The organism is Paraburkholderia sp. 31.1 (genome assembly GCF_014397645.1).
GTDB classification, from domain to species: Bacteria; Pseudomonadota; Gammaproteobacteria; order Burkholderiales; family Burkholderiaceae; genus Paraburkholderia; species Paraburkholderia tuberum.
In genome coordinates, this window is the sequence record NZ_VZQN01000025.1 from 66,206 (window position 1) to 78,737 (window position 12,532).

Here is a 12,532-nt window from a genome sequence, read left to right on the forward strand (position 1 = left end):
CACGATGGCGAGCGGCAACGATTACGACGACACGGACGACGGCGGTTGCGTGCCGTCGCCGTGCATCAGCGTGTGCAGGATGGATGCATCGACCGGCTGGTGCGAAGGATGCCTGCGCACGATCGACGAAATCGCCGGCTGGTCGACGCTCGACAACGACGCGAAGCGCGCGGTGTGGGACGCGATCGAAGTGCGCCACGCGACGTTAATGGCGCTGCGCACGACATCGACGACGAAGGAGAAGCAATGAACGCCGCGCCGCGCATCGTTACGCCCGGTGAGACGTTCAGTTCGACGCTCGAGTTGTCGGTGGATTCGATCAAATCGTTCGCGACGCTCGTCGTCGATCTGAACCCGTTGCATCACGATGAAGCGTATGCCGCGCAAAGCCGCTTTGGAGGCTTGATCGCGTCGGGCACGCAACCCACCGCGTATTTCATGGCGCTGCTCGCCACGCATTTCTCTACTTACGCGCAACCGCTCGGCCTCGAATTCGATATCAAGCTGAAGAAGGCAGTGCAGGCGCACGACACGCTGACGATCACGTGGCGTGTGCGCGACGCTCACTGGAAGCCGAGCCTGAACGGCGATCTGACCTATCTCGAAGGTTCGGTGGTCAATCAGCGCGGCGAGCTGATGTTGACGGGTACCTCGACGATCCTCGTGATGCCGAAGCCCGACGCAGTCGCAAACGCGCACGCGAGCACGGCCACGCCATGATCGCGCTGCCCGCATCGATCCGGGTTTTCGAGCGCGGCTGGCTGTCGTCGAACAACGTGCTGCTCGTCGACGACACATGCGCCGCGCTGGTCGATACCGGCTATGCGACGCACGCATCGCAAACGGTCGCGCTGGTACGCAATGCGTTGCGCACGCGGCCGCTCGATCTGATCGTCAACACGCACCTGCATTCGGATCATTGCGGCGGCAACGCACTGTTGCAGGCAACGTGGCCGTGCCGCACGCTGATTCCGTCATCCGAAGCCGATGCCGTGCGCGGCTGGGACGAAACTCGCCTCAGCTTTCGCGCGACTGGTCAAACCTGCGAGCGCTTCGGCTTCACCGGCACGCTGGCACCCGGCGCACGTTTGCGGCTGGGCGCACTCGACTGGCAGGTGCTCGGCGCGCCCGGCCACGATCCGCATTCGCTGATGCTCTATTGCGCGGACGAACGCTTGCTGATCAGCGCGGATGCGCTGTGGGAAAACGGCTTCGGTGTGATCTTTCCCGAACTCGAAGGCGAAAGCGGCTTCGCCGAGCAGCAAGCCGTGCTCGACCTGATCGCAACGCTCGACGTGCGCGTCGTCATCCCAGGCCACGGCGCGCCGTTCACGCAGGTCGAAGCGGCGCTCGAACGCGCGATGTCGCGCGTCGCCTGGTTGCGCGCCGATCCCGCGCGCAACGCAAGGAGCGCGCTGAAAGTGCTGATCGTATTCAAGCTGCTCGAAGTCCGCGAGATGAGCGTGGACACGCTTTTGCGCATGCTCGACGACGCGGCCGTGATGCGCGCCGCCGCGTCGATGCTGAAGCCGCGCGGCGAATGGCCCGGGTTGCTGAAGGGAATGATCGGGGAGCTCGCGGCGAACGATGGACCGCTCGAAGTGGACGGCACACGCATTCTCGCGCGGCATTGAACTGTGATGTGACCGGTTCGACCGGCGCGGTGGAAAAGCGCACCGGAACGCAAAACCGTGCTCCTAAAAAGAAAACCGCTCGACGAAGCGAGCGGCGGAACATCTGTTGGACGTGATCAGCGTCGCTGTCGATGATACGCGTGTGCGTTTTTGCATCGCATCGGTGATTTCCCTACAGAAATTTGACGCCACGTTTTACGAATGCATACATGATCTGTCATCAAACGGCGTTAGGCGCTTGAACGCTTGCGCGTTGTTCCGGGATCCGTAGCAATATCCGATTGAATGTCGAATCGGCATCACGTGGACGATAAGCGCTTTCTCTGCGGCACGATCCGCCACCCGAGATTGACGCCCGCCGCCGCCAGCAGAATCAGCGCGGCGCCGAGCACCTGAATCCATGCGAGCGTCTGTCCGAACGCAAGCCGGTCGACGATGATCGCGACCACCGGATAGATGAACGACAACGCGCCCGTCATCGACGTCGGCAGCTTCTGAATCGCGCCATATAGCAGCACGTACATGAGCCCGGTATGGACGACGCCGAGCACGACCAGTTCAAGCCACTGCGCGCCGTTTGCCGGCAACGCGTCGAAGCGTACGAACGGCGCGAGCAACAGCACGCCGAGCGATACCTGGATCAGCGCGAGCAGATGCGGCGGCGTGCCCTTCAGCCGCTTCGTGATGATCGACGACACCGCGTACATCGCCGCCGCACCGACCGCATAGGCGACGCCGACCAGATACTGCCCCGGCACCGCGAGCACGGCCGGCTCGACCTTCACGACGAACACGAGCCCGACGAACGCGACCACGAGCCACGCGATCGTCGATGCGCTGATGCGCTCGCGAAACACCAGCGCGCCGAGCCCGACCAACATGAACGGCTGCGTGTTGTAGACGGCCGTTGCCATCGAAATCGACGCGCGTGAATACGCGGCGAACAGCAATACCCAGTTCACGACGATCGCCGCGCCGCCGAGCAACGCGAGGCCGAGCATCTTCCACGAAAACAGCTCGCGGCGGAACAGGCCGAGTACGGCACACACGAGCGCGAGCGTCGCGCCGCCGAAAATGCAGCGGAAAAACACCACGTTGAACGGGCTTTGCTGCGACGACACGACGAGCCAGCCGATCGTGCCCGACATCAGCATCGCGACGCTCATCTGCGCCGCGCCACGGCGGATGTCGTTGGGCGAACTGCTCGAGGTCGTGACGGAAGCCTTGTTTGAAGCCATGATTCGATCCCGGATTGTGACTACATAACTGGCAGTCTAATTAATCCACCCGCGCGAATACATGGCTAAACTTAAGCGTTACCGCATTTTCACCTCATAAACGAAGGCCATCATGAGCAAACGCCTTGCATCGATCACGCCGGTCGCACTCGACGACACCGACCGCGCACTGCTCGCCGCGCTCGCGCAGGACGCGCGCCAGCCGGTCAGCGAACTCGCGCGCGTCGTCGGCTTATCGGCGCCCAGCACGGCCGAACGCGTGCGGCGGCTCGAAGCGCAGGGCGTGATCGAGCGCTTCACCGTGCAGATCGATCCGCGCGCGCTCGGCTTCACGCTGCAGGCGGTAGTGCGCGTGAAGCCGCTGCCCGGGCAGCTGCATCTGGTGGAGGAAGTGATCCGGCGCATTCCGGAGTTCGTCGAATGCGACAAGGTGACCGGCGACGACTGTTTCATCTGCCGCCTGTACCTGCATTCGATCGAACAGCTCGACGAGATCCTGTCGAAAGTGACCGAGCGCGCGGAGACCAGCACGGCGATCGTCAAGTCGACGCCGGTCGCGCGACGGCTGCCGCCGCTCGGCTAACGAAGGTCCATCGCAGGTCAAACGAAGGTCGCGCGAAGCAGCCCGGCGCTTATTGTTCGAGCGCCTCGAAAAACGACAGCATCTCGGCGACCAGTTCGTCCGGCGCTTCCTCGGGCAGATAGTGCCCGCACGATAGCGCGCGGCCGCTCACGTCGCGCGCGACATGCCGCCATTCGTCGAGCGCATCGAAGCATTTTTCGATCACGCCCTTGTCGCCCCACAGCACCCGCAGCGGACAGCCGATCTTGTTGCCGCGCTCGATATCGGCGCGATCATGTTCGAGGTCGATGCTCGCCGACGCGCGATAGTCCTCGCACATCGCGTGCACCGCACCCGGTTGCGCGAGCGCCGCCCGATACGCGTCGAGCGCGGCGGGATCGAACGGTGCGAGACCCGCGTGACGTCCGCCCATCACCGCGTCGACATAGGCGGCCGGATTTGCGCCGATCAACGTTTCGGGCAGCGGCTCGGGCTGGATCAGGAAGAACCAGTGGAAGTAGTGCGTTGCGAACGCGCGGTTGGTGGCTTCGTACATCGCGAGTGTCGGCGCGATATCGAGCAGCATCAAACGCTCGACCGCGTCGGCGTGATCGAGCGCCATCCGGTGCGCAACGCGCGCGCCGCGATCGTGCGCACAGACGAGGAAGCGCTCGAAGCCGAAGTGGCGCATCACCGCGACCTGGTCGGCGGCCATCACGCGTTTCGAATACGGTGCGTGCGCGGCATCGCTCGGCGGTTTGCCCGACGCGCCATAGCCGCGCAGATCGGTTGCGATCACCGTGAAGTGCTGCGCGAGCGGCGCGGCGCAGCGTTCCCAGATCAGATGCGATTGCGGATGACCGTGCAGCAGAAGCAGAGGCGGCCCGGCGCCGCCCTTCACTCCGAAAATGTCGACATCGCCCACGGCGACGCGAAAAGACGTGAAATTTTCGAAGGCCATGACGTCTCGTTGATCGTTTGAGGTCCGTGCATTGTAGAAGGCCAACAGGTCCGTGCGAGGTGGGATATCCCACGCAGACATGGAACCTGAATACTCCTTCGAACCCACTTCGCCTATAATCGAACGACCGTTCTTAAATGTTTGGCGCGACTTCGGCATGCCGGTATCGTTCGACTGCCACACGCATTCGCCGGTCAACACGCCGCAAGCCGTGTGCCGCTAAACTCATTCATCTATTCGCCGGGCGCACGTCGCACCGGTTGGCCCAACCTGGAGACTCGCACCATGGCATTGCCCGTCGTTCTGCAAAACCTCGCGCTGCCCGTCGTCGCTTCGCCGATGTTCATCGTCAGCTATCCCGAACTCGTGCTGGCGCAGTGCAAGGCCGGTATCGTCGGCTCGTTCCCTGCCCTCAACGCGCGCCCGGCCGAACTGCTCGACGAATGGCTGACGCAGATCCAAACGCAACTCGCCGGGCACAAGGCCGCGAACCCGGATGCGGTGATCGGCCCGATCGCGGTCAATCAGATCGTTCATCAGTCGAATGCGCGGCTCGAGCACGACGTGCGCGTCTGCGTCGAGCACAAGGTGCCGATCTTCATCACCAGCCTGCGCGCGCCGGCACGCGAGATCGTCGATGCGGTGCATAGCTACGGCGGCATCGTGCTGCACGACGTGATCAATCTGCGTCATGCGCAGAAAGCGCTGGAAGCCGGCGTCGACGGGCTGATTCTGGTCGCATCGGGCGCGGGCGGCCACGCGGGCACCACCTCGCCGTTCGCGCTGGTCGGCGAGGTGCGGCGCATTTTCGACGGCCCGATCGTGCTGTCGGGCTCGATCGCCAACGGCGGCTCGATTCTCGCCGCGCAGGCGATGGGCGCGGACCTCGCGTACATGGGCACACGCTTCATCGCCACCAAAGAAGCGCACGCGGTCGACAGCTACAAGCAGGCGATCATCAACGCGAAGGCGTCGGACATCATCTACACGAACCTGTTCACCGGCGTGCACGGCAACTACATCCGCGAGAGCATTGCGAACGCGGGGCTCGATCCCGACGCGCTGCCCGAATCGGACAAGACCAGGATGAACTTCGGCGGCGACAAGACGAAGGCGTGGAAGGACATCTGGGGCGCGGGCCAGGGCGTCGGCCTGATGGACGACGTGCCGGACGTCGCCGAGCTCGTGCGGCGTCTGAAGAAGGAATACAACGACGCGAAGGCGCGGCTCGGCATCGCGCGCTGAGGTGAAGAACGGAGCGGGCCGGGCCGGGCCGCCCGCTCGCGGCCTACATATTGCGCCGATACTGCCCGCCCACCTCGAACAGCGCGTGGGTGATCTGCCCGAGCGAACACACGCGCACCACGTCCATTAGCACCGCGAACACGTTGCCGTCGTCGATCACCGCGCGCTTCAGGCGTTCGAGCGCCTCGGGCGCGGCGTCGCGGTGGCGCGCCTGGAAGTCGCGCAACCGCCGCAGCTGACTCTGCTTCTCCGCGTCGGTGGAACGCGCGAGCACCAGCGGCCGCGGCGCTTCATGCGGATGCGCGCTCAGGAACGTATTGACGCCGACGATCGGATACGAACCGTCATGCTTGCGATGCTCGTACAGCATCGACTCGTCCTGAATCCGTCCGCGCTGATAGCCGGTTTCCATCGCGCCGAGCACGCCGCCGCGCTCTGTCAGCCGCTCGAATTCGGCGAGCACAGCCTCCTCGACCAGATCGGTCAATTCATCGATCACGAAACTGCCCTGATTCGGATTCTGGTTCTTCGCGAGGCCCCATTCGCGATTGATGATCAGCTGGATCGCAACTGCGCGGCGCACCGATTCCTCGGTCGGCGTCGTGATCGCTTCGTCGAACGCATTGGTGTGCAGCGAGTTGCAGTTGTCGTAGATCGCGATCAGCGCCTGCAGCGTCGTGCGGATGTCGTTGAAATCGATCTCCTGCGCGTGCAGGCTGCGTCCCGACGTCTGCACGTGATACTTGAGCTTCTGACTACGCTCGTTCGCGCCATAGCGCTCGCACATTGCGACCGCCCAGATGCGTCGCGCGACGCGGCCGAGCACCGTGTACTCCGGGTCCATGCCGTTCGAGAAGAAGAACGACAGATTCGGCGCGAAGTCGTCGATCGACATGCCGCGTGCGAGATACGCCTCGACGTAGGTGAAGCCGTTCGCGAGCGTGTACGCGAGCTGCGAGAGGGGGTTCGCGCCGGCCTCGGCGATGTGATAGCCGGAAATCGACACCGAATAGAAATTGCGCACGCCGTGTTCGACGAAATACGCCTGAATGTCACCCATCACCTTCAGGCTGAATTCGGTCGAGAAGATGCAGGTGTTCTGCCCCTGGTCTTCTTTCAGGATGTCGGCCTGCACGGTGCCGCGCACGTTTTCGAGCGCGGCGCGGCGCGTTGCGGCGAGTTCGGCTTCGGTCAACGGGCGGCCTTGCTGTTGCTCGCCCAGCGCGATCTGCTGCTCGATCGCGACGTTGAAGAACATCGCGAGGATCGTCGGCGCGGGGCCGTTGATCGTCATCGAGACCGACGTATCCGGCGAGCACAGATCGAAGCCGTCATACAGCGTCTTCATGTCGTCGAGCGTCGCGACCGACACACCCGAATTGCCGACCTTGCCGTAGATGTCCGGGCGCTCGTGCGGCTCCTCACCGTAAAGCGTCACCGAGTCGAACGCGGTGGATAGCCGTTTGGCCGGCATGTCTTCCGACAGCAGCCTGAAGCGACGATTCGTGCGCTGCGGATCGCCCTCGCCCGCGAACATGCGCGTCGGGTCCTCGTTCTCGCGACGAAACGGAAACACGCCAGCGGTGAATGGGAAATAGCCGGGCAGATTGTCGAGCATCAGCCAGCGCAGGATCTCGCCGTGATCGACGAATTTCGGCAGCGACACTTTGCGGATTTCGGAGCCGGACAGCGTCGTGACCGTCAGCGCGGTGCGGATTTCGCGCTTGCGGATGCGCACCACATGTTCGTCGCCCGCATAGGCGGCCACCGTTTGCGGCCACGCGTCGAGCAGCTTGCGTTCGCGCTCGCCGAGCGCGGCGCCGCGTTGGTCGATCAGCGCATCGAGCGACGAGGCGTCGCTGCCCGCCTCGCCGAGCATGCGGCGCGTCTCGACGATCTGCCAGCGTTCCCGCGCGATTTGCGCCTGCGCGTCGGCGCGCGCTCGATAGCCGCGTACCGTCTGCGCGATGTCGGCCAGATAGCGCACGCGCGCGGGCGGCACGATCGCATGCAGGTTGCTCGAAAAGCGCAGGCCTTCGGTCGCGCCGAGCCGTGCGCCGCCCTCGCGCAGGCCGTGCGTGCGCAGCGCATTAGCGATGCGCCGGTACAGCGCGGTCACGCCGTCGTCGTTGAAGCGCGACGCGATCGTGCCGAACACCGGCATCGCGTCGGGCGATGTCGCGAAGTCCCCGCGATTGCGCTGCACCTGCTTCGCGACGTCGCGCAGCGCATCCTGCGCACCCTTGCGATCGAACTTGTTGATCGCGACGAAGCTCGCGAAGTCGAGCATGTCGATCTTCTCGAGCTGGCTCGCGGCGCCGAACTCCGGCGTCATCACGTACAGCGATTCGTCGACGAACGGCACGATCGCCGCATCGCCCTGACCGATCCCCGACGTCTCGACGACGATCAGATCGAAGCCCGCCACCTTGCACAGCATCAGCGCGGCGGGTAGCGAATCGGAGAGTTCGGTCGATGCCTCGCGCGTCGCCATCGAGCGCATATAGATGCGGGCGCCGCCGCCCCAATCGCCGATCGCATTCATGCGGATGCGGTCGCCGAGCAGCGCGCCGCCGGATTTTCGGCGCGACGGATCGATCGCGAGCACGGCGATGTTCAGCGTGTCGCCGTAGTCGAGCCGGAAGCGGCGGATCAGCTCGTCGGTCAGCGACGACTTGCCCGCGCCGCCGGTGCCGGTGATGCCGAGCACCGGGATGCGTGGCGCTTGCGCGAGCGTCGCTAGCTGGTCGCGCGCGGCGGCGTCGACGCTGTTCGTTTCGAACGCGCTGATCAGTTGCGCGAGGCGGCGGAAGATCGGCGCGGCGGGATCGGCCGGGTGCGAGCCAGCAGCAGTGCCGGCGTGCGGAGCATGGGCCTCACCGCAACGCGGCAACGGCCGCCCGGCCAGCTCGGCGAGCCATTCGCGCACCGGCGTCGGCCGCGCCGCGTCGGCCGCGCGCGCGCCTTCGACGCAGCGCGCGATCATGTCGTCGATCATGCCTTGCAGACCGAGCCGCTGACCGTCGTGCGGCGAGTAGATTTTTTCGACGCCGTCGCGTTCGAGCGCGGCAATTTCCTCGGGGACGATCACGCCCCCGCCGCCGCCGAACACCTTGATGCGCTCGCCGCCGCTTGCACGCAGCAAATCCACCAGGTAGCGGAAGTATTCGTTGTGGCCGCCCTGATAGCTCGACACGGCGACGCCGTCGGCGTCCTCGTTGAGCGCGGCGGTCGCGACTTCGGCGACTGAGCGGTTGTGGCCGAGGTGGATCACCTCGACGCCGCTTGCCTGCAGGATGCGCCGCATGATGTTGATCGACGCGTCGTGGCCGTCGAACAGTGCGGCGGCGGTGACGAAGCGCAGGCGCCGGCCCGCGGGCAGTTCGTGGCTGCCGGCACGCTGCGGCGTGGACAGATCGGTCATGTCTCCCCCAGATCATTTAACTGATGGGTGCTCACAATCAGTATATAGAAACGGGGTAACACGGCGCCGCGGCACGGGGCGGGCGATTGGCGACGTATGCTCGGTGCTTCGCGAAACGCTACCGCACCGCCAACGCCTTGATTTGGTCGAGCGACGGCCACAGCGATTCGTTTGCGAACCGCGCCGCCAGAAAATCGACGAATGAGCGCACCTTGGCCGATAGATGCCGTCGGCTCGTGTAGACGACGTGGATCGGCAGCTCCCGCGGCGGCACCTGGTCGACGAGCAGCGGCACGAGCCGCCCTTCGGCGAGATCGCTGCCGATCACCTCGGTGCCGAGCATCGCGATGCCCGCGCCATGCAGCACGACCACGCGCTGGGCCTCGAGCTGATTGACGATCAGGTTGCCCGACAGGCGCACACGCGAGCCCGCGTCGCCGGTCGCGACTTCGAGCGCCGATACGCCCGCGTACTGCAGATAGTTGTGGCGCGCGAGATCGGCAACGCTCTTCGGCGTGCCATGCTTGCGCAGATAGGCGGGCGATGCGCACAGCACCAGATGCGCGGTCGCGATCTGCCGCGCGATCAGCGACGACGACTTGAGCCCGCCCGGCGACGCGCGGATCGCGACGTCGAAGCCCTCGTCGATCAGCTCGACGACGCGGTCGGACAGTGTCATATCGACGGTGACCTGCGGATACTGCGCGGCGTAGTCCGCGACCGCGGCCATCACGTGATTCAGGCCGAACGCCGACAGCGACGACACCCGCAGCCGCCCGTGCGGCACGACGCTCGCCGCGCCGACCGCCTGGCCGGCTTCGTCGAGCTCGGTGAGCGCCTGACTCAGCCGCTCGTAGTACTCGCGGCCTGCCTCGGTCGGCGCGACGCGGCGCGTGGTGCGGTTCAGGAGCCGCGCGCCGAGCTGCTGCTCCAGATGCATCACATGCTTGCTCGCCATCGCCGCCGACATCTCCATCTTCTCCGCCGCGCCGACGAAACTGCCGGCTTCGACCACGTGGCGAAACACTTTCATGCTGACGAGGGTGTCCATCTCAGTCGCTCGCTTCAGGAATCAATCGACGCCATTTTGCCGGGTTTATCAAAGGGACGGCAGCAAACGCTCGCATTCGGCGGCACCCGAAAACGACAAAGCCCGCGTTCCGGGCGGAACGCGGGCTTTGCGGTGACACCGTGGGCCGAGATCAGAACTTCGCGCGCAACCCCGCGCCATAGGTATTGCCGCTCGACTGACCGGTGATGTGGTCATACAGGTACGCGGCATAGACATCGGTGCGCTTGGACAGCGGATAGTCGTAGCCGACCGCCGCCGTCTGGCGCGTCTGGTTCGAACCGCCGCCGTTACGCGAATACGCATACGAAGCCATCACCGAGCCAGGCCCGAACGGCACCGTGACGCCGCCCTGGCCCGTGTTGACGTGCCAGCTCGTGACCTGCTGGTCGTTGTACGTGTACATGTACTGGCCGTACAGCTTGACGAACTTCAGGTCGTACGACACGCCCGCCTGCGCGACGCTCTGGCTGCGCAGACCCGGCACGCCCGAGGTTTCGAAGCTGCCGAGGTCGCCCGGCACGTTGTTGAAGTTCACGTACTGGTACACCGCGGTCGCCGCGAACGGGCCGTGGAAGTACAGCACCTGGCCGCTCCACTTCTTCGCGCCGTTCTGGGTCGTGTTGCCGAGCGCGTACATCGCGGTCGCTGAAAGGCCGTTGAAGTTCGGCGACGTATACGACACCGCATTGTTCCAGCCCGAGTCGCCGGTCACGCCCTGGTCGGTCGTGTAGGTCGGGAAGGTGCCGAGGCCGAGGTACACGTGATAGACCATCGGCGAGAACCAGTACGAATCGACGAATGGGTTGAACAGGATCGTCGACACGAACAGCGGCGTCGTCAGGCGGCCGGCGGTCACCGTGCCGTACGGCGATTCGATGCCGACGTACGCATTGCGCGAGAACGTCGTGTCGCCGGTGAAGCGACCGTACTCGCCGGTTTGCGCGCGGAAGAAGCCTTCGATAGTGAAGATCGCCTTGTAGCCGTTGCCCAGATCCTCGGTCCCCTTGAAGCCCCAGTACGACGTCGACATGCCGCCGCCCGACACGACCACCGCGGTCTTGCCGCCCGGAAACTTCTGCGAGCCGACCCATTCGTCGACCTGGCCGTAGAGCTGCACGCTCGATTGCGCGAACGCCGACGACGCGCTCGCCAGCGCGACGACGCATGCGGTGGCCTTGAGAGTAGTCTTCAGCGCGCTGCTGAGGCTTGTGTTCATGGGTTCTCCAATCTTTGTCAAAAGGGTGTGGCTGTGCGAAAGGGGGCGCTCGCGCGAAACGTCGTTGTTATCCGTTCGATCGTCGAGTCAATCTGGGCGGGTCCCATCTTTGCGGACCATTTTTATAAACAAAAATATCGCTGCTTATTGCGGGTATATCGGTCTGATTAGTTTGGTTGGTTATCGGCTTGATATGACGCTTCAGAGCGGACTGGCGCCGCCCCCTGGACGCAATGCGGCATGCGGCGAACCGCGCGCCACAGCGGGAGTGAACGCCTTAAATGACGGGCCGATGACGCGACGCGGCAGAATGCCAGGATTTGACGCTGACCGGTAATTCGATGCCGGGTGTTTTCAAAAAAGTGTGGCGTCGAAACGTCAGATTCGGGGCTACGGCGCAGAGGAAGGCGCGCGAAGCCGCGCGAGGGATCGCGGGAAGGATCTGGAAGACGGGTTTCGGGACTGCGGTTGGGGCGGTGCGGTGGTTTGCGAAATCGCGCTCAGCTAATTCCGGTACGGTGAACCGCCCGGCTGACGCGGATCGTCGGCTGGGCGTTGCATCGGGCGCGCTGCGCCACGCTCTTCGTTGTAGCGGGCGACGTCGGCGCGGATCGAGCCGTTGCGCATCGGCATGTTGGACGGGGGATGCGGCACCGGACGCGACTCCGCGCTGACCGGCGTGATCGCGCCCGCATAGCCGGACGGATCGCCGACACGGCGCATGCCGGACTCGTAGCTGCCGAAGCCATAACCGAAATTGGCGTCCGCGATATTCGGGTTGCCGCGCTGCGCGCGTGCGTCACGAGAAGCCATCGCATTGCGCGAGCCGCGCGGAGCAGGTGCGCCGCGCGCACCGGCATAACGGCCGTCGCCACGCATTTCCATGCGCGGCGCGCGCCCGGCAGTGTCGCGCGAATAAGCGCCGCCCGCGGCGGCACCGCCGCCATGCGGCCCACCCGGCTCCTTCGCATAGGCGAACGAGCACAGCACGGCGATGACCGCGCCCCACGCCCAGTGCCTCGTTCTCGACAACCCGTCCACCTGTGACTCTCACGCCCGAAGACTTGCCTGAAATCCACCGTTCGAGCTGCGATGGACCTGTTGCGGGAGGAGAAAAGCGCCGCGCTCCTGTCGCGGCGCAGGGCATCCCTGCGGCCTTTGAACGAGTAATTTATGGTCG

At 64.9% G+C, this 12,532-nt stretch carries 11 protein-coding genes; 5 read left to right on the forward strand and 6 right to left on the reverse strand.

Features of this window, described 5'->3' with window-relative positions:
• The first annotated feature begins 4 nt into the window (after window positions 1-4).
• Genes F6X37_RS20375 through F6X37_RS20385 form a run of 3 tightly spaced genes read left to right on the forward strand, consistent with a single transcriptional unit; the run spans window position 5 to window position 1,634 of the window.
• Window positions 5-250 carry a DUF1289 domain-containing protein gene (locus F6X37_RS20375; RefSeq protein WP_184026326.1) on the forward strand — a complete coding sequence of 82 codons (246 nt, stop codon included), beginning with the start codon at window positions 5-7 and terminating at the stop codon, window positions 248-250.
• Complete coding sequence (locus tag F6X37_RS20380; protein WP_187612558.1) at window positions 247-720, forward strand: MaoC family dehydratase; 474 nt, start codon at window positions 247-249, stop codon at window positions 718-720. Before F6X37_RS20375 ends, F6X37_RS20380 begins: the two co-directional genes overlap by 4 nt.
• The gene (locus F6X37_RS20385) at window positions 717-1,634 is read left to right on the forward strand and encodes an MBL fold metallo-hydrolase (RefSeq protein ID WP_187612559.1); all 918 of its coding nucleotides are present in this window, start codon (window positions 717-719) and stop codon (window positions 1,632-1,634) included. The genes F6X37_RS20380 and F6X37_RS20385 overlap by 4 nt, the downstream gene beginning before the upstream one ends.
• A 299-nt stretch (window positions 1,635-1,933) precedes the next feature.
• Here F6X37_RS20385 and F6X37_RS20390 read toward each other — a convergent pair whose 3' ends face one another.
• Window positions 1,934-2,872 carry a DMT family transporter gene (locus tag F6X37_RS20390; protein ID WP_187612560.1) on the reverse strand — a complete coding sequence of 313 codons (939 nt, stop codon included), beginning with the start codon at window positions 2,870-2,872 and terminating at the stop codon, window positions 1,934-1,936.
• Between the two features lie 112 nt (window positions 2,873-2,984).
• Here F6X37_RS20390 and F6X37_RS20395 point away from each other — a divergent pair, with 112 nt between their 5' ends.
• Window positions 2,985-3,455, forward strand: coding sequence for an Lrp/AsnC family transcriptional regulator (locus F6X37_RS20395; protein WP_184026307.1), 471 nt, complete (start codon window positions 2,985-2,987; stop codon window positions 3,453-3,455).
• Between the two features lie 49 nt (window positions 3,456-3,504).
• Here F6X37_RS20395 and F6X37_RS20400 read toward each other — a convergent pair whose 3' ends face one another.
• Complete coding sequence (locus tag F6X37_RS20400) at window positions 3,505-4,395, reverse strand: alpha/beta fold hydrolase (protein ID WP_187612561.1); 891 nt, start codon at window positions 4,393-4,395, stop codon at window positions 3,505-3,507.
• A gap of 285 nt (window positions 4,396-4,680) precedes the next feature.
• On the opposite strand from F6X37_RS20400, the gene F6X37_RS20405 reads away from it, so the two are divergent.
• Window positions 4,681-5,640, forward strand: coding sequence for an NAD(P)H-dependent flavin oxidoreductase (locus tag F6X37_RS20405; RefSeq protein WP_187612562.1), 960 nt, complete (start codon window positions 4,681-4,683; stop codon window positions 5,638-5,640).
• Between the two features lie 43 nt (window positions 5,641-5,683).
• Here the strand turns inward: F6X37_RS20405 and icmF are convergent, their stop codons facing one another.
• From icmF to F6X37_RS20425, 4 genes are all read right to left on the reverse strand, one after another.
• Window positions 5,684-9,064: a fused isobutyryl-CoA mutase/GTPase IcmF gene (gene icmF / locus F6X37_RS20410; RefSeq protein WP_187612563.1), complete on the reverse strand. Its 3,381-nt coding sequence runs from the start codon at window positions 9,062-9,064 to the stop codon at window positions 5,684-5,686.
• A 118-nt stretch (window positions 9,065-9,182) separates the two neighbouring features.
• Entirely contained in the window at window positions 9,183-10,115 is a 933-nt protein-coding gene (locus F6X37_RS20415; RefSeq protein ID WP_184051262.1) for a LysR family transcriptional regulator, read from the reverse strand.
• A 151-nt stretch (window positions 10,116-10,266) separates the two neighbouring features.
• Window positions 10,267-11,352: a porin gene (locus tag F6X37_RS20420; RefSeq protein WP_184062688.1), complete on the reverse strand. Its 1,086-nt coding sequence runs from the start codon at window positions 11,350-11,352 to the stop codon at window positions 10,267-10,269.
• 504 nt (window positions 11,353-11,856) lie between these two features.
• Window positions 11,857-12,393: a hypothetical protein gene (locus tag F6X37_RS20425; RefSeq protein ID WP_316251988.1), complete on the reverse strand. Its 537-nt coding sequence runs from the start codon at window positions 12,391-12,393 to the stop codon at window positions 11,857-11,859.
• Window positions 12,394-12,532 lie beyond the last annotated feature (139 nt).